At 67.7% G+C, this 24,580-nt stretch carries 21 protein-coding genes; 7 read left to right on the plus strand and 14 right to left on the minus strand.

All coding sequences use genetic code 11. From position 1 onward, the window contains the following. Positions 1-40 precede the first annotated feature (40 nt). Positions 41-1,102: an anthranilate phosphoribosyltransferase gene (gene trpD, locus GVV86_RS03460; protein WP_201291342.1), complete on the minus strand. Its 1,062-nt coding sequence runs from the start codon at positions 1,100-1,102 to the stop codon at positions 41-43. A gap of 149 nt (positions 1,103-1,251) precedes the next feature. Here trpD and ctaE point away from each other — a divergent pair, with 149 nt between their 5' ends. The 4 genes from ctaE (at position 1,252) to qcrB (ending at position 5,556) form a co-directional block, all read left to right on the plus strand. Then, complete coding sequence (gene ctaE, locus GVV86_RS03465) at positions 1,252-1,890, plus strand: aa3-type cytochrome oxidase subunit III (RefSeq protein WP_425483335.1); 639 nt, start codon at positions 1,252-1,254, stop codon at positions 1,888-1,890. A gap of 86 nt (positions 1,891-1,976) precedes the next feature. Next, on the plus strand, positions 1,977-2,768 hold the full coding sequence (gene qcrC / locus GVV86_RS03470; RefSeq protein WP_159616665.1) for a cytochrome bc1 complex diheme cytochrome c subunit: 792 nt from the start codon (positions 1,977-1,979) through the stop codon (positions 2,766-2,768). Positions 2,769-2,842: 74 nt separating this feature from the next. Next, positions 2,843-3,868 carry a cytochrome bc1 complex Rieske iron-sulfur subunit gene (qcrA, locus tag GVV86_RS03475; protein WP_159616667.1) on the plus strand — a complete coding sequence of 342 codons (1,026 nt, stop codon included), beginning with the start codon at positions 2,843-2,845 and terminating at the stop codon, positions 3,866-3,868. A gap of 2 nt (positions 3,869-3,870) precedes the next feature. Beyond that, positions 3,871-5,556, plus strand: a complete 1,686-nt coding sequence (gene qcrB, locus GVV86_RS03480; protein ID WP_159801435.1) for a cytochrome bc1 complex cytochrome b subunit — start codon at positions 3,871-3,873, stop codon at positions 5,554-5,556. A 248-nt stretch (positions 5,557-5,804) separates the two neighbouring features. On the opposite strand, the gene GVV86_RS03485 is transcribed toward qcrB, so the two are convergent. The 6 genes from GVV86_RS03485 to GVV86_RS03510 all read right to left on the minus strand — a co-directional run bounded on the left by GVV86_RS03485 (position 5,805) and on the right by GVV86_RS03510 (position 11,905). Further along, on the minus strand, positions 5,805-6,569 hold the full coding sequence (locus tag GVV86_RS03485) for a GntR family transcriptional regulator (RefSeq protein ID WP_159617015.1): 765 nt from the start codon (positions 6,567-6,569) through the stop codon (positions 5,805-5,807). 184 nt (positions 6,570-6,753) lie between these two features. Further along, a complete protein-coding gene (locus GVV86_RS03490) occupies positions 6,754-7,155 on the minus strand; it encodes a cytochrome c oxidase subunit 4 (RefSeq protein WP_159616671.1) in 402 nt (133 codons plus the stop codon). Next, on the minus strand, positions 7,152-8,879 hold the full coding sequence (gene ctaD, locus GVV86_RS03495) for an aa3-type cytochrome oxidase subunit I (protein WP_159616673.1): 1,728 nt from the start codon (positions 8,877-8,879) through the stop codon (positions 7,152-7,154). Before ctaD ends, GVV86_RS03490 begins: the two co-directional genes overlap by 4 nt. Then, entirely contained in the window at positions 8,879-9,748 is an 870-nt protein-coding gene (ctaC, locus tag GVV86_RS03500) for an aa3-type cytochrome oxidase subunit II (protein WP_159616675.1), read from the minus strand. Before ctaC ends, ctaD begins: the two co-directional genes overlap by 1 nt. A gap of 174 nt (positions 9,749-9,922) precedes the next feature. After that, positions 9,923-10,309 (minus strand): HesB/IscA family protein, encoded by a 387-nt coding sequence (locus GVV86_RS03505; protein ID WP_159616677.1) that lies wholly within the window; start codon positions 10,307-10,309, stop codon positions 9,923-9,925. A gap of 171 nt (positions 10,310-10,480) precedes the next feature. Next, entirely contained in the window at positions 10,481-11,905 is a 1,425-nt protein-coding gene (locus tag GVV86_RS03510; RefSeq protein ID WP_159801436.1) for a dipeptidase, read from the minus strand. A gap of 118 nt (positions 11,906-12,023) precedes the next feature. Between GVV86_RS03510 and GVV86_RS03515 the strand changes: the two genes are divergently transcribed. Then, complete coding sequence (locus tag GVV86_RS03515; protein ID WP_159616681.1) at positions 12,024-12,617, plus strand: DUF3043 domain-containing protein; 594 nt, start codon at positions 12,024-12,026, stop codon at positions 12,615-12,617. A 253-nt stretch (positions 12,618-12,870) separates the two neighbouring features. Here GVV86_RS03515 and GVV86_RS03520 read toward each other — a convergent pair whose 3' ends face one another. After that, positions 12,871-13,950, minus strand: a complete 1,080-nt coding sequence (locus GVV86_RS03520) for a quinone-dependent dihydroorotate dehydrogenase (protein ID WP_159801437.1) — start codon at positions 13,948-13,950, stop codon at positions 12,871-12,873. A gap of 69 nt (positions 13,951-14,019) precedes the next feature. Between GVV86_RS03520 and GVV86_RS03525 the strand changes: the two genes are divergently transcribed. Further along, complete coding sequence (locus GVV86_RS03525) at positions 14,020-15,081, plus strand: alpha/beta hydrolase (protein ID WP_159616685.1); 1,062 nt, start codon at positions 14,020-14,022, stop codon at positions 15,079-15,081. Between the two features lie 36 nt (positions 15,082-15,117). On the opposite strand, the gene GVV86_RS03530 is transcribed toward GVV86_RS03525, so the two are convergent. Genes GVV86_RS03530 through leuA form a run of 3 tightly spaced genes read right to left on the minus strand, consistent with a single transcriptional unit; the run spans position 15,118 to position 18,448 of the window. Continuing rightward, positions 15,118-15,927 (minus strand): isoprenyl transferase, encoded by an 810-nt coding sequence (locus GVV86_RS03530; RefSeq protein WP_159616687.1) that lies wholly within the window; start codon positions 15,925-15,927, stop codon positions 15,118-15,120. Beyond that, positions 15,924-16,673, minus strand: coding sequence for a DNA repair protein RecO (gene recO, locus GVV86_RS03535; RefSeq protein ID WP_159616689.1), 750 nt, complete (start codon positions 16,671-16,673; stop codon positions 15,924-15,926). Before recO ends, GVV86_RS03530 begins: the two co-directional genes overlap by 4 nt. A gap of 35 nt (positions 16,674-16,708) precedes the next feature. After that, on the minus strand, positions 16,709-18,448 hold the full coding sequence (leuA, locus tag GVV86_RS03540) for a 2-isopropylmalate synthase (protein ID WP_159616691.1): 1,740 nt from the start codon (positions 18,446-18,448) through the stop codon (positions 16,709-16,711). Positions 18,449-18,719: 271 nt separating this feature from the next. Here leuA and GVV86_RS03545 point away from each other — a divergent pair, with 271 nt between their 5' ends. Continuing rightward, positions 18,720-20,669: a M13 family metallopeptidase gene (locus tag GVV86_RS03545; RefSeq protein WP_159616693.1), complete on the plus strand. Its 1,950-nt coding sequence runs from the start codon at positions 18,720-18,722 to the stop codon at positions 20,667-20,669. 46 nt (positions 20,670-20,715) lie between these two features. On the opposite strand, the gene GVV86_RS03550 is transcribed toward GVV86_RS03545, so the two are convergent. The 3 genes from GVV86_RS03550 to GVV86_RS03560 form a co-directional block, all read right to left on the minus strand. After that, positions 20,716-22,254 (minus strand): LCP family protein, encoded by a 1,539-nt coding sequence (locus tag GVV86_RS03550; RefSeq protein WP_159801439.1) that lies wholly within the window; start codon positions 22,252-22,254, stop codon positions 20,716-20,718. A gap of 113 nt (positions 22,255-22,367) precedes the next feature. Continuing rightward, entirely contained in the window at positions 22,368-23,297 is a 930-nt protein-coding gene (era, locus tag GVV86_RS03555) for a GTPase Era (RefSeq protein WP_120165494.1), read from the minus strand. Beyond that, positions 23,284-24,576, minus strand: a complete 1,293-nt coding sequence (locus GVV86_RS03560; protein WP_425483341.1) for a hemolysin family protein — start codon at positions 24,574-24,576, stop codon at positions 23,284-23,286. The genes era and GVV86_RS03560 overlap by 14 nt, the downstream gene beginning before the upstream one ends. Positions 24,577-24,580 lie beyond the last annotated feature (4 nt).

Below are 24,580 nucleotides of genomic sequence, written 5' to 3' on the forward strand. Positions count from 1 at the left end.
CGACGCGCTGACTGCGGCCCCTTCCCGTGAGCGACGGCGCTCAGAGCGAGGCGCTGACCGCGACCCAGCGATCAAGGGCGGCCAGCGCGGCCCCCGAATCGATCGACTCGCGCGCCCGGACGGTGGCCGCCCGGATACGGTCGACCAGCGGCCCCTCGTGGTCCTCATCGAGAGCGACGAGGCCAGCTGCCGCGTTGAGGACCACGGCGTCGCGGATCGGCCCCTCCTCGCCAGCGAGCAGGCGCCTCACGATCTGCGCGTTGCCGGCGGCATCGGTGCCGCGGAGGGCATCGACACCGGTTTCGGCGACGCCGAAGTCCCCGGGGTGAACCACCTGCTCGGTGATGCGCTCCCCCCGCACCTCCCAGATGGTGGAGGACCCGCTCGTCGTCAGTTTGTCCCTGCCGTCGCTGCCGCGGAAGACCAGCGCCCGCACCCCCCGGGCGGCGAGGACACCGGCCATCAGCGGCGCCATGCGCGCGTCGGCGCACCCAAGGGCCTGGGCCTGCACCCCGGCGGGATTGCTCAGCGGGCCAAGGAAGTTGAAGGCGGTCGGCACCCCGAGCTCGCGCCGCGGCACTGCGACATGCCGCATCGACGGATGGAAGACCTGGGCAAAGCAGAAGGTGATCCCCGCTTCCTCGGCGCACTGCGCCACATCCTCGGGGCTCAGGTCCAGCCGGACCCCGAGCGCCTCGATCACATCAGCGGCCCCGGAGGAGGACGACGCCGCCCGGTTGCCGTGCTTCACCACCCTCGCCCCGGCGCCCACGGCGACCAGCGATGCCATGGTGGAGATATTGACCGTGTTCAGCCCGTCGCCTCCGGTGCCCACGATGTCAAGGGCCGGGCCGGTGACCGTGATCCGCCGGGCGCGCCCGAGCATCGCCTCAACGAGTCCGGTCAGTTCGCCGACCGATTCCCCTTTGGCCCGCAGGCCGAGCAGGAAGCCTGCGATCTGCGCGTGGGTCGCCTCGCCGGACATGATGTTTTCCATCGCCCAGCCGGCCTCGGCGGCGGTCAAATCCCTCCCCGAAATGAGGGTTGAAAACAGCGGCGGCCATGACTGTTTGGCCTCGTCAGCGCGCAAAGTAGTGGTCACACTCCTAGGTTATCTACGAATTGTAGAAAGTCATCACCCTCCTACTTCCGCGCCGTTATGCGGATCACGCACCCTTGGGCACCGATTCGGACGCGCCGCAAGGCCTCAGGCGTTGGTGAAGTGGGAACTTTTAGAGCCATAATGAGTTCGTGACATCTGCGACCCAAGCCCCAAGTGCCGCCCCACATCCCGCGCTCAACCGCCCCAACATGGTCTCCGTCGGAACCGTGGTGTGGCTCTCGAGCGAGCTGATGTTCTTCGCCGGCCTCTTTGCCATGTACTTCACGCTCCGGTCCACCTCAGGCGAGATGTGGGCCGAGGGATCCGAGAAGCTCAACGTGCCGTTTGCGCTGATCAACACCATCATTCTGGTGTCCAGCTCCGTCACCTGCCAGTTCGGCGTCTTCGCCGCCGAGCGCCTGCAGCCGCGCCGCACCGGAGGCCTTTTCTCCATCGGCCGCTGGGGCATGGTCGAGTGGTTCTTTCTCACTTTCGTCCTTGGTGGCATCTTCGTCGCCGTTCAGGCCTACGAATACGCCGAGCTCGTCTCCGAGGGCGTGTCGCTGTCCTCGGACGCTTACGGCTCGGCCTTCTACATCACCACCGGCTTCCACGGCCTCCACGTGCTCGGCGGTCTCATCGCATTCCTGCTGATCATTGGACGCGCCTACGCCGCCCGGCGCTTCGGCCACTTCGAGGCGACGTCGGCCATCGTGACCTCCTACTACTGGCACTTTGTCGACGTCGTGTGGATCGGACTCTTCATCATTATTTACTTCCTCAAATAGCCTCCTGCGGTAGACTTTTCTACTAGAGGTAGAATTCGACGAGGAAGCACAGCAGCCATGGCAGTACGGAAGACAGGAACCATCGCGTGAAGGCACTATCTCAGAGGCGGCGCCACCCCCTAGCAGCAATCGCACTGCTGGTTATGGCGTTGCTCATGGTCGGCGGAATCTACTCCGCGGCAAGCTCAGCCAATCAGGCCCAGGCCCAGACCGAGTCCTTCTCCGCGAATGACGTCGAGGAAGGCGAAAAGCTCTTCGCCGCCAACTGCGCCTCCTGCCATGGCCTGGGCGCCTCCGGCTCCTCCGCCGGCCCCTCACTCGTCGGCGTCGGTGCCGCCTCGGTCGACTTCCAGGTCGGCACCGGACGCATGCCGCTGCAGATGGACGGCCCGCAGGCGCTGGTCAAGCCGGTCCAGTTCACCGAGGAGCAGACCCGCCAGCTCGCCGCCTACGTCGCCACACTGGGCGCCGGTCCTGCCATCCCCAGCGAGGAGATGCTTGACGCTTCCGAAGGCGATGCCGCCAACGGTGGAGAGCTCTTCCGCGTCAACTGCGCCATGTGCCACAACGCCGCGGCAGCCGGCGGCGCCCTGACTCGCGGTAAATTCGCCCCCTCGCTGGAAGGCTCGAGCGAGAAGCACATTTACGAGGCCATGGTCACCGGCCCCCAGAACATGCCCGTCTTCAACGACGCGAACATTTCCCCCGAAGAAAAGCGGGACGTCATCGCGTTCCTGAAGACCATCGAGGAGCAGGGCTCCCCCGGCGGAGCCGACCTCGGCTCGCTGGGTCCGGTCTCCGAAGGCCTGTTCATCTGGGTCGCCGGTCTGGGCGTCATCATTGCCTTCACGGTGTGGCTGACCTCACGGTCGTCCTGATTTGCCCGACCCATCCGGCACCGCGATTTACACGAATTACACATTGAAGCATCTAAAGAAGGATGAGAGGGATCATGGCCGACAATAGTCACGGCAGCCCGGATACGTCGGTCACCGTAGCTACGCCGGGCCAGGGCGGGGTCGACACGTTCACCAACCCCGGCCTCCCGCCGCACCGCCCGCGGCTTGCGGACACGGATCCACGCGCCGAGAAGAGGGCGGAGCGGCAGGTTGCCCTTCTGTTCGTCATCTCCGTTCTCGGCACGCTGCTCTTCTTCTTTGCGTACTTCTTCATTCCGCTGAACGACACCATCGAGCGCCTGCGCCTGCAGAACCTCGCTCTCGGCCTGGGAACGGCCTTCGCGATGCTGGGCATCGGCGTCGGCATCGTCCACTGGGCCAAGACGCTCATGCCCGACCACGAGCTGACCGAGGAGCGCCACGCCGTCACCGACGAAAAGGACCGCGCCGAGGCCGAGCAGATCGTCGGCACGATCCTCGACGAGAGCGGCATCAAGCGCCGCCCGCTGATCCGCAACACCCTCATCGGTGCCGCGCTCCTGGCCCCGCTGCCCGCCATCGCGATCTTCCGCGACCTCGGCCCCCTGCCCGGAGACACCCTGCGCCACACCTTCTGGGACGCCGGTATGCGCCTCACCCGCGATCCCAGCGGAACCCCGATCAAGGCCTCCGACGTCACCGTCGGCTCGGCGTTCCACGTCATCCCGGAAGGCCTCAATGAGGCCGAGAACAAGCTCGAGGAGAAGGCGAAGGCCGTTGTACTGCTGATGCGCCTCGACCCTGAATCCCTCAACCCCTCGGAAGGCCGGGAGGATTGGGGATACGACGGAATTGTCGCGTATTCCAAGATCTGCACGCACGTTGGCTGCCCGGTAGCGCTCTACGAACAGCAGACCCACCACCTGCTGTGCCCGTGCCATCAGTCGACCTTTGACCTCGAACAAGAGTGCAAGGTCATCTTCGGCCCGGCCGCACGACCGCTCCCCCAGCTTCCCATCGACGTTGACGACGAGGGCTACCTCATCGCCAGGAGCGATTTCCAAGAACCCGTAGGACCTAGTTTCTGGGAGCGAGGCTGACCATGAGCAGCTCAACCGCGATAAACGCCTACCAACCAAAAACCCGCGTCGGACGGGTCACCAACTTCGTCGACTCACGGGTCGGCGGCTCGGGCATGGTCAAGGAGTTCGGCCGGAAGATCTTCCCCGACCACTGGACCTTCATGTTCGGCGAGGTGGCGCTTTACACCTTCGTCATCCTGCTGATCTCGGGGACCTTCCTCACCTTCTTCTTCGATCCCTCGATGGCGGAGACACACTACGATGGCAGCTACCTGCCCCTGCGTGGTGTTGAGATGTCGGTGGCCTACGCCTCCTCGCTGGACATTTCCTTCGACGTCCGCGGCGGCCTCTTCATGCGCCAGGTGCACCACTGGTCGGCGCTGCTGTTTGTTGCAGCCAACGCCGTGCACATGCTCCGCGTCTTCTTCACCGGCGCGTTCCGCCGCCCCCGCGAGCTCAACTGGGTTGTCGGCACCACGCTTCTCATCATGGGCCTGGCCGCCGGCTTCACCGGCTACTCGCTCCCCGATGACCTGCTTTCCGGCAACGGCCTGCGCATCATCGACGGCGTCGTGAAGTCCATCCCGGTCGTTGGAACCTACATCAGCTTCTTCCTCTTCGGCGGAGAGTTCCCCGGCACCGCGATCATCGGACGTCTCTACGTCCTTCACATCCTCCTGATCCCGGCCGTCATCCTGCTGCTGATCGGTATCCACCTGTTCATGGTGGTCATCCACAAGCACACCCAGTACCCCGGCCCGGGACGCACGAACACCAACGTCGTCGGCTACCCCGTCGGCCCGGTCTACGCTGCGAAGGCCGGTGGATTCTTCTTCATCGTCTTCGGCATCGTCGCCGCCATCTCCGCAGCGTTCACGATCAACCCGATCTGGAACTACGGCCCCTACGACCCCTCCCCCGTATCGGCAGGTACCCAGCCTGACTGGTACATCGGCTGGGTCGACGGCGCGCTGCGCCTGATGCCGGGCACGCTGGGCCCGAACTTCGACTTTGAGTGGAACATTCCGTTCCCCTGGGGCGTCAACACGCTCTCGATGAACGTGCTCTTCCCGGCGCTCGTGCCGGCCGGCATCGTCTTCACGCTGATGCTCGCCTGGCCCTGGATCGAGTCGTGGGTGACCAAGGACAAGCGGGAGCACCACCTGCTCGACCGGCCCCGCAACGCCCCGACCCGCACCGGGGTCGGCGTCGCCGGTGTCGTGTTCTACTGCGTGATGTGGGCGGCTGCTAGCTCCGACCTGATCGCCACGCACTTCCTCGTATCCCTGAACGACGTGACCTACTGGCTGCGGATCCTCGTGGTCGTCGGCCCGATCATCGGCTTCATGATCGCCCGCCGCGTGGCCCTGGCGCTGCAGCGCAAGGACCGTGAGATAGCCCTGCACGGCCGGGAGACCGGACGTATTGTCCGCCTGCCGCACGGTGAGTTCATCGAGGTCCACGAGCCGGTCGACGAGTACAAGCGCTACCAGCTGGTCAGCTTCGAGTCCCCGGAGGCCTACGCCCCCGTGGCAAACGCCAACGGCCACGTCAGCCGCTCGGAGAAGCTGCGCAGCCGCGCCTCACGGTTCTTCTTCGAGGACCGGGTCGCCCCGGTCACTCCGTCGGAACTGCACGCCTCGCACTCCGGTCACCACGGTGAAATCGCAGACGCCCAGGACCGGGAGTCGATCGCAAGCCACTAGGCTGGCCGCACGGCCAGCCTGGAAGGGCCCGGACAGCATCCGCTGTCCGGGCCTTTTTGCATACTGCCGACGTCGAGACTGCAGATCACCGCCCTTCCGCGGGCCCTAAGCGTGGTGAGGTGCCAACTCGGCGGGGATGTTGCGGCGGCGGCACAGCCCTCCCCGCGCGTCCCGGAGTCCCTAGCGCAGGGGAAGAAGCGGGGAGCACGCGGAAGGACCCGAGGAACCCCCGGGAGGGCGGAGGAGGCCTAGCGCAGCCTGTTGGAGGTATACGCCCGGGGCGTGCGCGCTCCGGGGCGCTGCAGCGGCACCCAGAGCTTGTACCGGTCGGCCCGGTAGTAGGACACGGAGTAGTCCACCATGGCGCGGGCCACATAGGCGTGGCGCTGGATCTTGAGCAGCGGCGCACCCATCTCCACGTTCAGGAGACGGGCAATGGACGGCGAGGCCGCCGTCGCCTCGATGGTGTCCTCCCCCCACTCCATGACCAGCCCGTACTTCTCGCTCAGGACGTTATAGAGGGAGGCCGGCGGCGGGTCATCGAGGATCCCCCGCACCCGGTGCGCCGGGATGAAGTTCTCGTCGACGCTCATAGGCTCGCCGTCGGCGAGCAGCTGCCGCCGGAACCGCACCACCGGCTGCCCGAGCTCAAGCTGCAGTTCCCGCGCGATCAGGGGCGTGGCGCCGATCTGCTCGAAGCTGAGCACATGCGCATCGGGCACCATGCCCCGGCGAAGCATCTCTTCGCTGTAGGAGGTGAGCTTCATCTGCAGGTCGACCTTCGCATGGGCCACGAACGTCCCCAGGCCCACAATCCGCTCCAGGACCTCCTCGGCGACGAGGGCGTCGATGGCGTGGCGCACTGTCATCCGTGCGACACCGAAATGCGTGGACAGCTGGCGCTCGGAGGGAATCGGCGAGCCGGGCGCGGCCCGTTCCAGGATGTAGGCCCTGAGAATTTCGCGCAGCTGCACATGCTTGGCCACGGGTGAGGCCTCATCGAGGGCCGGCACCCCTAGGAGCTTTGGAGCGGTCGCGGCCACAATCGCCAGCTTTCCATGGTGGTAGTTCCGGGGCCCGGCGGCCGACCGCCGGTAGTTCCGAGTCTATCGAAATTCCTCCGCGGTGGCGGTGCCCCGGAACGCCGAAGGACCCGCACCGGGGTGCGGGTCCTTCGGGTTCTGCGGGGTTGGAAGCTTAGTGGGCGTGTGCCCCGCGGCTGTACTCGTATACCCAACCGACCAGGGCGATCACAGTGAAACCAAGGCCGATGTAGAGGATCCACCAGCCGGCTGCCAGTCCAAGGAATCCGGCCGCGGCCGACAGGCCGAGGAACAAGGGCCACCAGCTCCATGGGCTGAAGTGTCCCTGCTCGCCGGAGCCTTCGTGGATCTCGGCGTCGAGCCGGTCCTCGGGCCGCATGCCGACCCTCTTGCCGGTGAAGCCGAGGTAGAACCCGATCATGATTGACAGGCCACCGGTCAGGTACAGCCCGAGGAACCCTACGGGTTCTGTCCATTCCACGAGGAACCCGTAGATCGTGCCGACGAGGAAGAAGAACGGCGCAAGGAGGGTAAAGAGGCGTGTCTCAACTTTCACTGGGTGGCGTCCTTCCGGGCAGCGGAGCCGAGCACCTTGCCGGCAGCGGATTCGTCGGTGTGCTGCTGCTGGAGCTCGGGGTGGTGCAGGTCCAGCGCCGGGCGCTCCGAGCGGATCCGGGGCAGCGAAGTGAAGTTGTGGCGCGGCGGCGGGCAGGAGGTGGCCCACTCAAGCGAAGCACCGAAGCCCCAGGGGTCATCAACTTCGACCTTCTTACCGGTGCGCCAGGTGATGTACACGTTCCAGAAGAAGGGGATCAGCGAGGCACCGAGTACGAACGAGGCGATGGTGGAGAACTGGTTCATCGCAGTGAAGCCGTCCTCGGGCAGGTAGTCCGCGTACCGCCGCGGCATGCCGATGACGCCCAGCCAGTGCTGGATCAGGAAGGTGCCGTGGAAGCCGAGGAACAGGAGCCAGAAGTGGATCTTGCCGAGGCGCTCGTTGAGCATCTTCCCGGTGAACTTGGGCCACCAGAAGTAGAAGCCGGCGAACATCGCGAAGACCACGGTGCCGAAGACCACGTAGTGGAAGTGTGCGACCACGAAGTAGGTGTCCGAAACGTGGAAGTCCAGCGGAGGCGAGGCCAGGATGATGCCGGTCAGGCCGCCGAAGAGGAACGTCACCAGGAAGCCGAGGCTCCAGAGCATCGGGGTCTCGAAGGTGATCGATCCGCGCCACATGGTGCCGATCCAGTTGAAGAACTTCACGCCCGTTGGAACGGCGATGAGCATCGTGGTGAAGGCGAAGAACGGCAGCAGCACCGCGCCGGTGACGTACATGTGGTGGGCCCACACTGTGACCGAGAGGGCGGCGATGGCGATCGTCGCGTACACGAGGCCCTTGTAGCCGAAGATCGGCTTGCGGCTGAAGACCGGGAAGATCTCCGAGACGATGCCGAAGAACGGCAGGGCGATGATGTACACCTCGGGGTGTCCGAAGAACCAGAACAGGTGCTGCCAGAGGATGGCGCCACCGTTCTCGGGGTCGAAGATATGGGCACCGAAGCGGCGGTCCGCACCGAGGGCGAACAGCGCGGCGGCCAGCGGAGGGAACGCCATGAGGACGAGGATGGCCGTGACCAGGGTGTTCCACGTGAAGATCGGCATACGCCACATGGTCATGCCCGGGGCACGCATGCAGATGATCGTGGTGATGAAGTTGACGGAACCGAGGATGGTTCCGAAGCCCGACAGCGCGAGTCCGAACACCCACAGGTCACCGCCGACGCCCGGTGAGAATGTCGTACTCGACAGCGGCGTATAGGCGAACCAGCCGAAGGACGCGGCGCCCTGCGGGGTGATGAAGCCCGAGACGGCGACGGTGCTGCCGAAGAGGAAGAACCAGAACGCCAGCGCGTTCAGGCGCGGGAAGGCGACGTCGGGGGCGCCGATCTGCAGCGGCATGATGACGTTCGCGAATCCGGCAAACAGCGGGGTGGCGAACATCAGCAGCATGATCGTGCCGTGCATCGTGAACAGCTGGTTGTACTGCTCCTTGGTCTGCAGGATCTGCAGACCGGGCTCGAACAGCTCGGCCCGGATCACCAGCGCCATGACCCCGGCGAAGCAGAAGAAGACGAAGGAGGCGATCAGGTACATGTACCCGATGGTCTTGTGGTCGGTCGAGGTGATCCAGTTGACGACGATGCGGCCTTTGGAGCGCGGTACGACGCGGGGAGCGGCTACTGTGCCGGCTTCCTCAAGGGTGTATTCGTAGGTGGACATCAGCTGCTCCTGGCAGGGTCAAAGTCGGGGTCGGTGTCCGGGTAGGAGTCGCGGTCATACTCGTCACCGAGCTGGCCGTCCTCGAGGGTTTCCATCCGGGCGTCGAACTCCTCCTGGGAGACGACTGCCACGTTGAAAAGCATTTCCGAGTGGTACTGGCCGCAGAGTTCGGCGCACTTTCCATCAAACGTCCCCTCCTGAGTGGGGGTGAGGTTGATGTAGTTGACGCGGCCCGGGTAAAGGTCGCGCTTCTGCAGGAAGGCCGGCACCCAGAAGGAGTGCTGGACGTCGCGGGCGCGGAGCTGGAGCTCGACGCTCTGGTTGACCGGCAGGTAGAGGGTGGGCAGCTTGTCCGGGATGCCGGGCTCGCCGGTCAGCTCGGCCTGCACTCCGGTGGAGTACTTGTCCTGCTTGACGTAGTTGAAGTCCCAGGACCACTGCTTGCCGCGGACGTCGATGATGACATCGGGGTCCTCAACGCGGGCGTCGATGATGCCCTGGTCGCGCTGGGTGAAGTAGAAGAACACCAGCACCATGAACAGCGGGATGGTCAAGTAGAAAATCTCGAGCGGCAGGTTGTAGCTGAGCTGGCGCGGGTAACCGGTGTCGTTGCGCCGGCGCCGGTAGGCAACCATGCACCAGATGATGAGGCCCCAGGTGATCACGCCGACCACGAGGGCCGCAATCCATGAATTCACCCACAGGTCGGTGATCAGCCCGGTGTGGTTGGTGGTGTTCCTGTCCCCCGGCAGCCAGCCATTCTGGGCTTCCGTTGAACAACCGGACAGCAACAGCGCCCCGGCCAGCGAAATGCTGGAAATCTTTGCGATCCTGGCGCTCTTGCCGCCGGTTCGGTCCTGCGAACTCACAGACGGACCATCCTTTTCTACGTGCGTTGCCACCCGCGATCTGATGCAGTTCGGGGTGCCCCTCCAGTTTTACTACTCACTGTAGAGCTTACCCGCCGTCGAAGCCATCGTGTGACATGCGAAAGGGCCCGTGGCGCGCCTTTCAGCGTGCCACGGGCCCCCCAAAACCGCAGGTCAGTGGAAGGAATCACCACAGGCGCAGGATCCGCCGGCGTTCGGGTTGTCGATGGTGAATCCCTGCTTGGAGATGGTGTCCTCGAAGTCGATCGAGGCACCGGAGAGGTAGGGAACGCTCATCTTGTCAACGATTACTTCAACGCCGTCGAAGTCGCGGACGGCATCGCCGTCGAGGACCCGCTCGTCGAAGTACAGCTGGTAGATCAGGCCGGAGCAGCCGCCGGGCTGAACGGCCACGCGGAGGCGGAGGTCGGTCCGGCCTTCCTGCTCGAGAAGGCTGCGCACCTTGCCTGCGGCGACCTCGGAGAGCTGCACATCGTGCTCGGGAAGCGAAGCCGTCGTCTCGTCGGGGGCCGTGGTGGTCTCTGGCGTGGTGGTGCTCATGGTGTCTCTCCTAGCCTGGATCCGTTGCTGAACACCGCTTGCGGCGTTCTGGAGTCCCTTCCATGGTACGCCGCGCATCCCGCGCGGTTAACACCGGAGGTGCGTGAGTGGGGACACCCTGCTCCCCCGCCGCAGCGGTGGCCGCCCGGCGGAGGAGCAGGAGCGGTCCGGTCAGGAGCCGGAGAGGCCGCCCGCGTTGATGCGGGCGAGCAGCAGCGCCTCGGCAAGCACGGCCCGCTCGAACTCCGCGAGGTGCAGGGATTCGTTGGCGCTGTGCGCCCGGGAATCCGGGTCCTCGACCCCCGTGATCAGAATCTGGGCCGCCGGGAAGAGTTCGGTCAGGTCGGCGATGAACGGGATGGAACCGCCCATTCCCGCTTCGACGGCCTCTACGCCCCAGGCCTCCTCCAGTGAGGCGAGGGCGAGCCGCGCCGCGGGGGCGGAGGTGTCGGTTGAGAACGGGCTGCCGGTCTCGCCGGGGGTGAAGGTGACGCGGGCGCCGAAGGGCGCGGAGGCCTCGACGTGGGTCCGCACGGCCTGCATCGCCTGCTCCGGGTCCTGCCCGGGTGCCAGCCGGAGGCTGAACTTCGCCCGGGCCCGCGGCAGGAGCGTGTTTGAGGACAACGCGACGCTGGGCATGTCCATGCCGATGATCGACAGGGCGGGCTTGGTCCACAGGCGGGAGGCGATCGAGCCGGTGCCCGCAAGCGTGACCCCGTCGAGGACGGAACTGTCGGCCCGGTAGTCCTCCTCCTTGTAGTCGACCGTGGCGGAGTCGCCGCCGGCCAGGCCGGCGATGGCGACGTCACCGGCGTCGTCGTGGAAGGTCGCAATCAGCCGCGCGAGGAGGGTCGGCGCGTCGAGGACGGGCCCGCCGAACATGCCGGAGTGGACGGCGTGGTCGAGGACCTGAACCTCGATGGTGCCGTCGACGAGGCCGCGCAGGCTGGTGGTCAGGGCCGGAACGCCGACCTTCCAGTTGCTGGAGTCCGCGACGACGATGACGTCGGCCTCCAGCAGGTCGCGGTGGGTCTCCAGGAAGGTGCGGAAGGTCGGCGACCCGGCCTCCTCCTCCCCTTCGATGAACAGGGTGACCCCGACGCCGAAACGGTCGCCGAGCACCTCGGTGAGGGCGCGCAGGGCACCGACGTGGGCCATGACGCCTGCCTTGTCGTCGGCCGCTCCCCTGCCGTAGAGGCGGCCGTTGCGTTCGACGGCGGTGAAGGGGTCGCTCTCCCACAGGTCCGGATCGCCCGGGGGCTGGACGTCATGGTGCGCGTACAGCAGCACCGTCGGCTGGCCCGGTGCGGCCGGACGGCGGGCGACGACGGCGGGCCCGCCGGCTACCCCGTCGTTGTCGACGCGGAGGATCTGCACGTCCTCGACGCCGGAGTCGCGGATCAACGCGGCGATGGCCTCGGCGCTGCGGTCGAGTTCGCTCGCGTCGAAGGCCTCCCAGGCGATGCCCCGGATGCCGACGAGGGCCTTGAGCTGGTCGACGGTGGCGGGAAAGGCGGCGGAGACGCTGCGGCGCAGCTCCTCCGCCGGGTGGTCGGAGAGGGAGGACGGCGGGTTGGCCGGTTCGGGAGAAGTCATGTCTCGACCCTACACAGGCTCCTGCAGGCCCCGCAGCCCCAGGGCGGGCGTGCCCGGGAGCGTGCCGGTAGGCGGCTGGCCGTACAGGTGAGGGCACTCCGACAGGTATCCTGAGGGGGTGTTTGGACGAAAGAAAGACGCCCCCGTGGCCCAGGATGTCATTGACCGCGCGAGCCTCGAGCGGGAGGACCGTCAGCGCAGCGCCGGCAAGGGCGCGCCCACCCCGAAGCGCAGCGTCCAGCAGGCCGCCCGCAAACGGCCGCTGGTTCCCGAGGACCGCCGGGCGGCGCGCAGCCAGAGCCGCAATGCCGCCGCCGAGCAGCGCCTGCGGATCCGGGAGGCCCTGAACACCGGTGAGGAGCGGTACCTGCCGCTGCGGGACAAGGGACCGAACCGCCGCTACATCCGGCAGTTCGTCGACGCCCGCTGGAACCTCGGCGAGTTTCTCATGATCGCCGCGCTCATCTTCGTCGTGCTCAGCTTCATCCAGACCGTCGCGGTGCAGAGCGCCGTGCTGCTCGGGTTCTGGGTGCTGATCATGGCCGTGATCGTCGACTGCTTCTTCCTGCGCCGCACGCTGAAGAAGCGCCTCACGGCGAAGTTCGGGGCGCCGAACGCGGGTGACCTCTGGTACGGGGTGACGCGCGCCCTGCAGCTGCGCCGGCTGCGGCTGCCCAAGCCCCAGGTCAAGCGCGGGGACTACCCCGCCTAGCCGGCGGGTCCGACCGGGTTCGATCCGGCGCCTCGCGCTCAGACCCCTAACCTCCGTCCGCGCCCGGTCCCTGCAGGGGCCGGGCGCGGTCGTTTAACTCGGGCGTTTTCTCATTCGGGCGTTTTCTCATTCGGGCGGTGTGCAGTCCCGGCGGTGTTCAGTCCCGGCGACGTGCAGTCCCCGCGGTGTTGGGTCCCGGCGGTGTTCAGTCCCGGCGACGTGCAGTCCCCGCGGTGTTGGGTCCCGGCGGTGTTCAGTCCCGGCGGCCGCGGAAGGCCCCGGCGAGCCCGCGGTTGATTCGCGCCGCCCACAGCGGCCCCTCATAGAGGAACGCGGTATAGCCCTGGACCAAAGTGGCGCCGGCGTCGAGCCGTTCAAGGACATCTTCGGCAGTCTCCACCCCGCCCACCGACACGATGGCAAGGTCCTCCCCGGCGGCGGCCCGGAGGCGCTTCAGCACCTCGAGGGAGCGCTGCTTCAGGGGCGCTCCGCTCAGCCCGCCGACACCCTTGGACATCACGGTGGCGTCATCGGTGGTGAGACCGCCGCGGGTGATGGTCGTGTTGGTCGCCACGATCCCGTCGAGCTTCAGGTCGAGGGCCAGGGCGGCGATGTCGTCGATGTCGGAGTCCATCAGGTCCGGAGCGATTTTCACGAGCAGGGGCACATGCCGGCCCGCCGCCTCGTCGGCCCTGGCGCGCACCGCGTTCAGGAGCGGGCGCAGCGATTCGACGTTCTGCAGCAGCCGCAGGCCCGGGGTGTTGGGCGAACTGACGTTGACCACCAGGTAGTCCGCCGCCGGCGCCACCGCCTCAGTGCTGAGCAGGAAGTCGCCGACGGCGTCGGCGAGGTCGACGCTCTTGGTCTTGCCGATGTTCACCCCGATGATGGGGCGGTTCGAGCGATAGGTGCGCTCGAGCCGGGTCCGTGCCGCGGCGAGCCGGGGGGCCACGACGGCCGCGCCGTCATTGTTGAAGCCCATCCGGTTGATGACTGCGCGGTCGGCCTCGAGACGGAACAGGCGCGGCTTCGGATTGCCGGGCTGGGCCCTGCCGGTGACGGTCCCGACCTCGATGTGACCGAAGCCCAGTGCCGTCAACGCCGAAATGCCGTGGCCGCCCTTGTCAAAACCGGCGGCCAGGCCGAAGGGCGAGGGGAACACGACGCCGAAGGCGGTGGTCTGCAGGTCCGCGTGCGGGCCGCAGTAGCGCCGCAGCAGCCAGCCGGCCGGAGTCCGGTCCGCCAGCCGGATCAGCCCGAAGCCGATCCGGTGAGCGCGCTCCGCGTCCATGCGGGAGAAGGCGAGGCGGAAGAAGGCCGGATAGATCTGCATGCTCTAAAGTTCCCATGAGGACAGCCGCCCGAACAACTCGGGCGGAACTTTTCGAAAGACCCGGGGGCAATGGAGAGAACGTGGGAGCCCGACCACCTCGGCCCGGCCTACAGCAGGCTCACGCTCGATCTCGAGCCCGACGAGGAGGGGCCCTGCTGCGCGACGCTTGTCGCCCACCGCGGTGCACCCGACCGCCGGCCCGCCGCCGGTTTCCGCCGGACCCTCGGGGCGGCGCTGGCCCGGGCCTCCGACCGGGACCCGGAGCCGCGGCGGATTCCGGCCCTGCTCTACCTCCACGGGTGGAGCGACTACTTCTTCCACACCGAACTGGCCGAGTTCTGCGCGGAGCGGGGCATCGAGTTCTTCGCGCTCGACCTGCGCAAGTACGGCAGGAGCCTACGGGAGTGGCAGACGCCGGGGTACGTGCGGGACCTGCAGGAGTACGACGCTGACCTCGACGCGGCCCTCGCCGCGGTGCAGGACGAGATCCAGGCGCGCCATGGGCCCGGTGCGGCGGTGGAGCTGGACCTGATGGCCCACTCGACCGGTGCCCTGACCGCGGTGTTGTGGGCGGACCGGCATCCCGGCCGGGTCGCCTCCCTGATCCTGAACAGCCCCTGGCTCGACACCCAGGGCAGTGCAATGTTCCGGAATACCACCCAGGGCCTGCTCGAACCCCTCGTGAGGTTCCGCCCCAAGGCGCGCCTGCGGCTGCCCGAGTTCGGTTACTACTGGCGGAGCATCAGCAGTGAGGCCGACGGCGAGTGGAACCTGGACCGGCGGTGGCGCCCGGAGTTCGGCTTCCCGATCCGGGCCGGGTGGCTCACCGCGGTGCTCTCCGGCCATGCAGCGGTCGCCCGGGGGCTGTCCCTCGAGGTGCCGGTACTGGTGCTCGCCTCGGCCCGCTCGGCGGTCAGCTCCACCTGGAGTGAGGCCATGCTTGAAGCGGACAGCATCCTCGACGTGTCGGTGATGGTCCGCCGGGCCACCGGCCTGGGCCGCCGGGTCACCCTTTCACGGTTCGACGGGGCCCTTCACGACGTCCTGCTGTCCCGCCCGGAGGTGCGCGCCGAGGTCTATGCCGAACTTGACCGCTGGCTGCGGTGCGGCGGCCCGGCCGCGCGGCGGTGAAGGCCCGGGCGTCAGAACGGTGTCAGGCGGGCGGGTTCAGGCGGGCAGGCCCGCGGCGGCGTCGACGGCCCCTCCGTAGCGGCGGTCGCGGGAGGCATACTCCTCGATGGCCCGCCACAGGGTCCGCCGGTCCACGTCGGGCCACAGCGTGTTCATGAAGACCATCTCCGCGTAGGCGGACTGCCACAGCAGAAAGTTCGAGAGCCGCTGCTCACCGGAGGTGCGCAGGAAGAGGTCGACGTCGGGAAGGTCGGGTTCGTCGAGGAAGCGCTGGATGGTCTTCTCGTTAACCGAGGACGCGCGAAGGTTTCCCGCCGCGACCTCCTCGGCGATGGCCCGCGCCGCGTCGGCGATCTCGGCCCGTCCGCCGTAGTTCACGCACATGGTGAGCGTGCACGTCGAGTTGCCCCGGGTGCGCTCCTCGGCCTCCTCGAGCTCGGCGATCACCGAACGCCACAGACGCGGCCGCCGTCCGGCCCACCGGATGCGCACGCCCCACTCGTTGAGCTGGTCGCGCTGGCGGCGCAGCACGTCCTTGCTGAAGCCCATCAGGAAGCGCACCTCCTCCGGGGAGCGCTTCCAGTTCTCGGTGGAGAAGGCGTACACCGACACGTGCTGGACGCCGATCTCGATGGCCCCGGCCATGACGTCGAGCAGCGCGGCCTCCCCCGCCCGGTGCCCTTCGGTGCGCGGCAGGCCGCGCTCGTTCGCCCAGCGTCCGTTCCCGTCCATCACGATGGCGACATGGCGCGGCACCAGCTCGGCGGGCAGGCGTGGAGGCCGGGCCCCGCTCGGGTGCGGCCAGGGCGCCGTCGGCGAGGGGGAAGGGGTTCGGTTCGGGGTCACACACGCTCCACATGTCGAAGGGATTTCACGGCCCGCTCAAGGTGCCATTGAAGATACACCGCCACGAGCCCGGCCGCCTCCCGGCGGGCAGGGGGTTCGGAGGCATCGGCCGCGGTCCAGTCCCCCGACAGCAGGGCGGCCAGCAGTTCCATGGTGCCGGGCGCCGGGGACGCCGACCCGGGCGGCCTGCAGGCGGAGCACACGGCCCCGCCGAGGGGCGCCGAGAAGGCCGAGTGCGGACCGGGCTCTCCGCACCGGGCACAGTCGGTGAAGCTCGGAGCCCATCCGGCCGTTGCCAGGGCCCGCAGCAGGTAGGAATCGAGGATCAGCTCGGAGGGGTGCAGCCCGCGGCTGAGCGCGGAGAGCGCCCCGGCGACCAGGCCGTACTGGGCGCTGGCGGCCTCCCCGTCCGTGTCGGTGAGGCGCTCCGCCGTCTCGGCAATGGCCGCCGCCGCGGTGTAGCGCCCGTAGTCGGCCGCGATGCCGTGCCCGTAGGCGCCTTTGGTCTGCGCCTGCGTGATCACATCAAGGTTCCGTCCGGAGGCCAACTGCAGGTCCACCGCCATGAACGGCTCAAGGCGGGAGCCGAACTTGCTGCTGGTGCGCCGCACGCCCTTGGCGACGGCCCGCACCTGCCCGTGCTCCCGGGTGAGCAGGACGATGATGCGGTCCGCCTCCCCCAGCTTGTAGGTCCGCAGCACCACGCCTTCGGCGCGGTAGGTGCGGGAAGCTGACATTTTGGACATACTCCAAGTCTCCCACCAACCGGGGAGGAAGAGCCCTAGGCGCTGTCCCGCACGGCGCGGTTGACGGCGGAGATGACTGCCTTGAGCGCGGCCATTGTCGTGTTTGCGTCGATGCCGACACCCCACAGCACCCGCCCGCCCACGGCGCACTCGACATACGCCGCGGCGCGTGCGTTCCCGCCGGCCGACAGGGCATGCTCGGTGTAGTCGAGCACCCGCACGTCCACGCCGTCCTGCCCCAGGATGTCGAGGAGCGCGTCGATCGGCCCGGTGCCCTCGGCCGAGCGCCGCTGCTGCACGCCGTTGACCATCAGCGTGGCGGTGAGCTTCAGGGAGCCTTCCCCGGCGGTGTCGGTATTGACGGAGGTCAGTTCGTAGTGACCCCAGCGGGTGCCGCCGTCGGCCCGCGCCGGCAGGTATTCGTCCTGGAAGACCGTCCACAGTTCGGAACCGCTGATCTCCCCGCCGACGGTCTCGGTGCGCCGCTGCACCACGGCGGAGAATTCGATCTGCGCCCGCCGCGGCAGGTCGAGGCTGTGCTCGTGCTTCAGCAGATACGCGACCCCGCCCTTGCCCGACTGGGAGTTCACACGGATGACGGCCTCGTAGCTGCGTCCGATGTCCTTCGGGTCGATCGGCAGGTAGGGAACCGCCCACGGGATCTCGTCGACGCCGACACCGGCGGCCGCGGCGTCGCGCTCCATGGCCTCAAACCCCTTCTTGATGGCGTCCTGGTGGGAGCCGGAGAAGGCGGTGAACACCAGGTCCCCACCGTAGGGGGAGCGCTCGGGCACGGAGAGCTGGTTGCAGTATTCGGCGGTGCGCCGCACGGAGTCCATGTCGGAGAAGTCGATCTGCGGGTCGATGCCCTGGCTGTAGAGGTTCATGCCGAGGGTCACCAGGTCGACGTTGCCGGTTCGCTCCCCGTTGCCGAACAGGCAGCCCTCGATGCGGTCGGCGCCGGCGAGGTAGCCCAGCTCCGCCGCCGCGACGCCCGTGCCCCGGTCGTTGTGCGGGTGGAGCGAGAGGATGATGTTGGAACGGTTCTCCAGGTTGCGGCTCATCCATTCGATGGAGTCCGCATACACGTTCGGGGTGGCCATCTCCACGGTGGCCGGCAGGTTCAGGATCATCTGGCGGTCCGCCGAGGCCTCGAACACCGCGGCCACCTCGTTGCTGATGCGGGCGGCGAACTCGAGTTCGGTCCCGGTGAACGACTCGGGCGAGTACTCGTAGGTGACCAGGGTGTTCTTCAGGCTCTCCTCGAACTTCCTGCAGAGCCGCGCGCCGGTCAGGGCGATGTCGACGATGCCGTCGCGGTCCTGGTTGAACACCACGCGCCGCTGCAGGATCGAGGTCGAGTTGTAAAGGTGGACGATCGCGCGGTCGGCGCCTTCGAGGGACTCGTAGGTCCGCTCGATGAGGTGCTCGCGCGCCTGGGTGAGGACCTGGATGCTGACATCGTCGGGGATGCGGTCGCCCTCGATGAGCTGGCGGACGAAATCGAAGTCGGTCTGCGACGCCGATGGGAACCCGACCTCGATCTCCTTGTAGCCCATCTTCACCAGCAGGTCGAACATTTTGTGCTTGCGCTCGGGGCTCATGGGATCGATCAGGGCCTGGTTGCCGTCCCGCAGGTCCACGGCGCACCAGCGCGGGGCCTTGGTGATGACCTTGTCCGGCCAGGTGCGGTCCGGGAGCTCAACGGTGATCTGGTCCTGAAACGGGGTGTACTTCCAGAACGGCATTCCCGAACTCAGTTGTGCGTTTTGCATGACGATGGGCCTTTTCTCTTGAACCGTTTAGAGGCTGGCGGCCGGGCAACACAGACACCGCAGCGAGGGATGGCCTGTAGCTCGAAAGTCCTAGGAGGCCTCGCCGCGGCACATAAGAAGAGTCGTCTTTGCGCGCACAATCTCACGATAGCACGCGCATAGGATGGCTTTAAGGGGCGTCCGGCGCCTCCGGGACCGGCTCCGCCGCCGTACGGCCGGCCCGCCGTCCCGGGGGCCCCGCACCGCCCGACATCCAGAAGAGGGAGTAGCGATGAAGCCCGCCGGCAGCGAAGAACACGCCGTAATGGACCCAGTCCGCGCACAGGACGACCTGTTCCGGTACGTCAACAGCGAGTGGCTGCGGAACACCGAGATACCCGCAGACCGCGCCCGGGAGGCGGTGTTCACCCAGCTGGCCGACGCCGCCGAGCTCGCGGTGCGCGGGATTGTCGAATCCGCGGCCTCCGCCTCCGACGCCGACGGTCCGCTGGCGAAGATCGGGACGCTCTACGCGGACTTCATGGACACCGACCGCGTCGAGGCCCTGGGCATCACCCCGGTGCAGGAGCGGCTCGCCCGGATCGAAGCCGTGACCGACATCGGCGGCTTCGTGCGCCTCTCGGCCGAACTGACGCGCAGCGGCGTGCAGGGCCTGACGGCGCCCTACGTGAGCAATGACGCCGGAAACCCCGAACGCTACCTGTTGCACCTCTACCAGTCGGCGCTGGGCATGCCGGATGAGTCGTATTACCGCGAGGAGCGCTTCGCCGAATCGCGGACGAAGTACACGGAGCTCCTGGAGACGCTGCTCGGCCTGGCCGGCACCGCCGACCCGGGAGCGGCGGCGGCCGGCATCTTCACCCTTGAGACCCGCCTCGCGGCCGCGTCGATGAGCGCCGTGGACCGGCGCGACCCGCAGAAGACCTACAACCTGCATACCCTGGCGGAGGCGGCCGAGCTGGCTCCCTTCACCGGATCGTGGCTTGACACGGTCACCGGCGATCCGGCCCTGGCCGCGGAACTGGTGGTGTCCCAGCCCGCGTACCTGGCAGCGGTTGATGCCGCCCTTGCCGAGGTGCCGCTGTCCACCTGGAAGGACTGGCTGACGACGCGGGTGCTGCTGCACGCGTCGGACTACCTCGACGAGCGCTTCGTCAATGCTGTCTTTGCCTTCTATGGCACCCACCTTGGGGGCACCCCGCAGCTGAAGGACCGGTGGAAGCGTGCGGTGTCCCTGGTCGAGGGTGCACTGGGCGAAGCGGTCGGCCAGGAGTACGTTCAGCGCCACTTCCCGGGCAGTGCCAAGGAGAAGATGCTCGAGCTTGTCGCGAACCTGATCAAGGCCTACGAGCTCAGCATCGACTCGCTCGGGTGGATGACCGAGGAGACCCGCGCCCGGGCACAGGAGAAGCTCGCACTGTTCACCACCAAGATCGGCTACCCCGACGAGTGGATCGACTACGGTCCGCTCGTGATCGAGGCCGGGGACCTCTATGGCAACGTGTGCCGAGCCTACGAATTTGAGCACGTACGACAGCTGAACCGGCTGGGCGGACCAATCGACCGTGGAGCCTGGCTGATGACCCCACAGACGGTCAACGCCTACTACATGCCGACGATGAACGAGATCGTGTTCCCCGCGGCCATCCTGCAGCCGCCGTTCTTCGACCTCGACGCCGACCCCGCAGACAACTATGGAGCGATCGGGGCGGTGATCGGCCACGAGATCGGCCACGGCTTCGACGACAAAGGTTCCCAGTTCGACGGCCGGGGAGCCCTTGAGAACTGGTGGTCCGAGGCCGACCGGACCGCATTCGACGCCCTCACCTCGCGGCTCGTGGACCAGTACGCGGCGCTGTCGCCCACCGAGGCGCCGGACCTCAGAGTCAACGGAGAGCTGACACTCGGCGAGAACATCGGCGACCTCGGCGGCCTGGGCATCAGCTACACCGCCTACCGGCTGAGCCTCGGCGGGCTGGAGGCCCCGGTGATCGACGGACAGACCGGGCCCCAGCGGTTCTTCGCGTCGTGGGCGCGGTGCTGGCGCCAGAAGATCCGCCCGGAGGAGGCCGCCCGCCGAATCACCGTCGACCCGCACTCCCCCAACGAATTCCGCTGCAACCAGGTGGTGCGCAACCTCGACGAGTTCCACGACGCCTTCTCGCTCCGGCCCGGGGACGGACTGTGGCTCGAACCGGAGGAGCGGGTGCGCATCTGGTGAACGTGAGCGGCACCGGCCCCGAAGGCCGGTGCCGCGCGATCCCGTCCTAGAGTCCGGAGGCCGCCTGGCAGGTGGCCTGCTCGGCCGTCTGGCCCTTCAGGCCGTTGTCGAGGCCCGCCGAGGCGACCCTCGACCCTGAGGCGAAGTCGGCGCCGACCGACAGCTCGATGCCGGTGACCGCGGCGCTGGGCACGAGCTGGACGTCGGCGATCCCGAACCGGGTCGCGAGTTCCGCCGCCGCCGCTTCGTACCCCGGCCCGTAGACCACCTGGGTGGACGGGATTTCGGTCGACTGCCTCGTGTTGGCCAGCGTGTAGCCCTCCCCGCGGAGGATCTGCTGCAGGTCCCCGGCCCGGTCGGGATTGTCGGTGCCGTTGACTACAAGCAGGGGCACCAAAGCCGGGTCGATCGCCGGAGCCTCCGGAGACGCCGGGGCCTCGGGGGCGGCCGGTGAGGCCGGCGGGGCGGCAGGGGCGGTCCCGGCCTCCGGCGACGCTGAGGCCGTGGGTTCCGGGCCGGTGAGGCTGCGGTCCTCGCGCAGGGCCGCGAACAGCTCCTCGGCGGGCCCGGGATCGAGGACCAGCCGGTTCGGATCCTGGTCCCATGGGATCGTCGGAAGCGTCACGAAGGCGATATCGGCCAGGTCGACGTTCTTCACGCGGTCGGCCAGTTTGAGGATCTCGGTGACCTGGGACAGGCCCTCGTCGACGGTGAGGTTCTTCGTGAGGGTCTCGGCAATCGAGTAGAGGCGGGGCAGGTTGGTCAGGGTTCCCTCGGCCTGGACCTTCCGGGCCAGGGACGCCATGAATGACTGCTGGGCGCGGATGCGGCCCTCATCCCCGCCGTCGCCGAACCCGTGGCGGGTCCGCAGGAACGCCAGCGCCTGGTCGCCTTCCACCTCGCTGGTGCCGGCGGGCAGGCTCAGCCCGGAGTACTCGTCCTCGACGGGCTCGGTGACGCAGACCTCGACGCCGCCGACGGCCTTGGACAGCTCCTTCACCGCGTTGAAGTCTGCGTTCATGAAGTGGTCGACGCTGAGCCCGGTGAGCTCATTGACGGCGGCAACGGTGCAGCCCGGTCCGCCGGAGTTCAGTGCCGTGTTCAACTGGCCCAGATCCATGGCCGGGGACGGTTCACCGGTCTCCGGATCCTCGCAGCTGGGCAGGGGAACCAGGAGATCGCGCGGCAGGCTGACCACCGAGACGCTCGAACGGTCGGCCGAGAGGTTCACCAGCAGCATCACGTCCGAGTTGCCGCTGCCGGAGGAGAGGTCCTCTCCCCCGATGAACTCGCCGCTGTTGCCGGTGCGGGTGTCGCTGCCGAGAATAAGGATCTGAACGGGGTCGGTGCTGAGGTCGACAGGCAGTTTATCCTCCCGGTCGGCGCCGAGGTTCAGCGGCTGCGTCTCCACATTGGACTGAAGACGGAAGACCTGGACCGCGGCGAAGGCCGCCGCTGCGAGGAGCATCGCGGAGAGTGCAAAGGCAGCCGCCTGCAGCGCCCGCCGGCCCTTGGACCGGCGCAGGTGCCGGACGGGCGGCGGGCCGGCCGGACCCGGCGCCGATAAACCGCTTTGTTCACTCACGGATACAGCCTCCTTGGGCTCAGAATAGTACGGGCGGCGCCGTGCGCCACCAGAGGTCCTACAGGACCAACGAGAGTTTAGGCCGGGGCGTGCCCGGTCAGAAGTGAGCCCGGTCAGAATCCGAGCCGGACCAGCTGCTTCGGGTCCCGCTGCCAGTCCTTGGCGATCTTGACGTGGAGGTCGAGGTAGACCCTCGTGCCCAGCAGCGCCTCGATGCCGCGCCGGGCGTTGGTGCCGACCTCCCGGAGCCGGGCGCCGCCCTTGCCGATGATGATGGCCTTTTGCGAGGGGCGCTCGACATAGAGGTTGACATGGATGTCCAGCAGCGGGTTGTCCTCGCTGCGGCCCTCCCGGGGGATCATCTCCTCGACGACGACGGCCAGCGAGTGGGGCAGTTCGTCCCGCACCCCCTCGAGCGCGGCCTCCCGGACGAGCTCGGCGATCATCACTGCCTCCGGCTCGTCGGTCAGCTCCCCGCCCGGATACAGCACCGGCGACTCGGGCATGTGCTTGCTGAAGACGTCGGCGACAGTATCGACCTGGTACCCGTCGGCGGCCGACACCGGGACGACGTCGGCCCAGCCCTCGGGGCCCACGACCTCGGTGCCCAGGGCCGCCACGGCCAGAAGCTGCTCGGTGAGCGCCGCGCGGTCGACGAGGTCCGTCTTGGTGACGACGGCGATGAGGGGCTTGCGGTTCAGCCGGGCGAGCTGCTGGGCGATGAACCGGTCGCCGGGCCCGATCTTCTCATTGGCGGGAATGCAGAAGCCGACGGCGTCGACCTCGGCGAGGGTGTCCGCCACCAGGTCGTTGAGCCGCTGGCCCAGCAGGGTCCGCGGACGGTGCAGGCCGGGGGTGTCGACGAGGACGATCTGCGAGTCCTCCCGGGTGACGATGCCGCGGATGGTGTGGCGGGTGGTCTGCGGCTTGGCCGAGGTGATCGCGACCTTCTGCCCCACCAGCGCGTTGGTCAGCGTTGACTTTCCGGCGTTCGGCCGCCCCACCAGGGACACGAATCCCGCCCGGTGCTTATCGCCGCTCATATTCTTCCGCCGTTTCCTGTTCGTCGATCTGCAAATCCCCGCCGCGGTCGTTGTCCCGCGCGAAGGCGATGATGTGTGAAACCCTGTTCCGCCGGCCTTCAAGCCGCTCGGCCCGCAGGCCGATACCTTCAATTGTGACCTCACTGCCGACAATCGGCACCTTCCCCAGCGTCTTGGCGAGAAGTCCACCGACGGTGTCGACCTCCTCGTCCTCGAGTTCGACGCCGAAAAGCTCGCCCAGGTCATCGATGCCCATGCGGGCGCTGACACGGTAGCCGCCGTCCGGCAGCTGTTCCTGTTCGGGCACCTCCGAGTCGTACTCGTCGACGATCTCCCCGACGATTTCCTCGATCAGGTCCTCAAGGGTCACCAACCCGGCGGTTCCGCCGTATTCGTCGATGACGATGGCCACGTGGGTCGACTCCCGCTGCAGCTCCTGCAGGAAGTCCCCGACCGGCTTGGACTCGGGAACATAGCGCGCCTCCCGGCAGATGCCGTCAACGGTGCGGCTCTGCCGCTCCGGGGCCCGGCCATGCAGCTCGGCCACGACATCCTTGAGGTAGAGGATGCCGCGGATGTCATCGGAGTCCTCCCCGATCACGGGCACCCGGGAGTACCCGGAGTGAAGGAACAGGGACAGGGCCTCGTCGAGGCTCGAACCGCTCTCCAGGGAGACCATGTCGGTCCGCGGAACCATCACCGAGCGGACCTTGGTGTCCCCGAGTTCGAACACCGAGTGGATCAGTTCGGCCTCGCTGTCCTCGATCATTTCGGCATCGGACGCCCGCGTGAGCATCTCGCGGAACTCCTCTTCGGTGAAGAACGCGGCGTCGTCGCGGGGTGCGCCGGGGGTCACCAGGCTGCCGATGGCGACGAACCAGCGCGGCACCGGGCCGAGGATGCCGCAGAGGAAGGCGACGAAACCGGCGGTGAACTGCACGACGGCCGTGGCGTGGGCGCGCCCGAACTGACGCGGAGAGACGCCGACGAGGACGAACCCGACGGCGGCCATCACTGCGGTGGCGAGCAGGCCGGCCAGCCACACGTTGTCCAGCACATCGTGGAAGAGGATGGCCACGGCCACCGCTCCGGCCATCTCGAACCAGACCCGCCAGAACCGCAGCGCGTGCATGTGCGCAGCGGGCGAGGCGAGGATTCCCCGCAGCGCCGAACTGCGCGATTCGGAGACGAGCGTCTCCCCCTCGTGCCGCGGCAGGTAGGTGAAGGCCGCCTCGGCAGCGGTCACGAGCGCCGCCACGCACAGGAAGACCAGCGCCATGACG

The organism is Arthrobacter zhaoguopingii, assembly GCF_009828595.1.
Taxonomy (GTDB): Bacteria; Actinomycetota; Actinomycetes; order Actinomycetales; family Micrococcaceae; genus Arthrobacter_D; species Arthrobacter_D zhaoguopingii.

What these genes read in the sequence shown, in the direction of transcription:
- qcrA (WP_159616667.1), top strand. Translation starts at nt 2,843, where the DNA reads ATGGCCGACAATAGTCACGGCAGCCCGGATACGTCGGTCACCGTAGCT.
- qcrB (WP_159801435.1), top strand. Translation starts at nt 3,871, where the DNA reads ATGAGCAGCTCAACCGCGATAAACGCCTACCAACCAAAAACCCGCGTC.
- ctaD (WP_159616673.1), bottom strand. Translation starts at nt 8,879, where the DNA reads ATGTCCACCTACGAATACACCCTTGAGGAAGCCGGCACAGTAGCCGCT.
- GVV86_RS03505 (WP_159616677.1), bottom strand. Translation starts at nt 10,309, where the DNA reads ATGAGCACCACCACGCCAGAGACCACCACGGCCCCCGACGAGACGACG.
- GVV86_RS03510 (WP_159801436.1), bottom strand. Translation starts at nt 11,905, where the DNA reads ATGACTTCTCCCGAACCGGCCAACCCGCCGTCCTCCCTCTCCGACCAC.
- GVV86_RS03520 (WP_159801437.1), bottom strand. Translation starts at nt 13,950, where the DNA reads ATGCAGATCTATCCGGCCTTCTTCCGCCTCGCCTTCTCCCGCATGGAC.
- GVV86_RS03525 (WP_159616685.1), top strand. Translation starts at nt 14,020, where the DNA reads ATGGAGAGAACGTGGGAGCCCGACCACCTCGGCCCGGCCTACAGCAGG.
- recO (WP_159616689.1), bottom strand. Translation starts at nt 16,673, where the DNA reads ATGTCCAAAATGTCAGCTTCCCGCACCTACCGCGCCGAAGGCGTGGTG.
- leuA (WP_159616691.1), bottom strand. Translation starts at nt 18,448, where the DNA reads ATGCAAAACGCACAACTGAGTTCGGGAATGCCGTTCTGGAAGTACACC.
- GVV86_RS03545 (WP_159616693.1), top strand. Translation starts at nt 18,720, where the DNA reads ATGAAGCCCGCCGGCAGCGAAGAACACGCCGTAATGGACCCAGTCCGC.
- era (WP_120165494.1), bottom strand. Translation starts at nt 23,297, where the DNA reads ATGAGCGGCGATAAGCACCGGGCGGGATTCGTGTCCCTGGTGGGGCGG.
- GVV86_RS03560 (WP_425483341.1), bottom strand. Translation starts at nt 24,576, where the DNA reads ATGGCGCTGGTCTTCCTGTGCGTGGCGGCGCTCGTGACCGCTGCCGAG.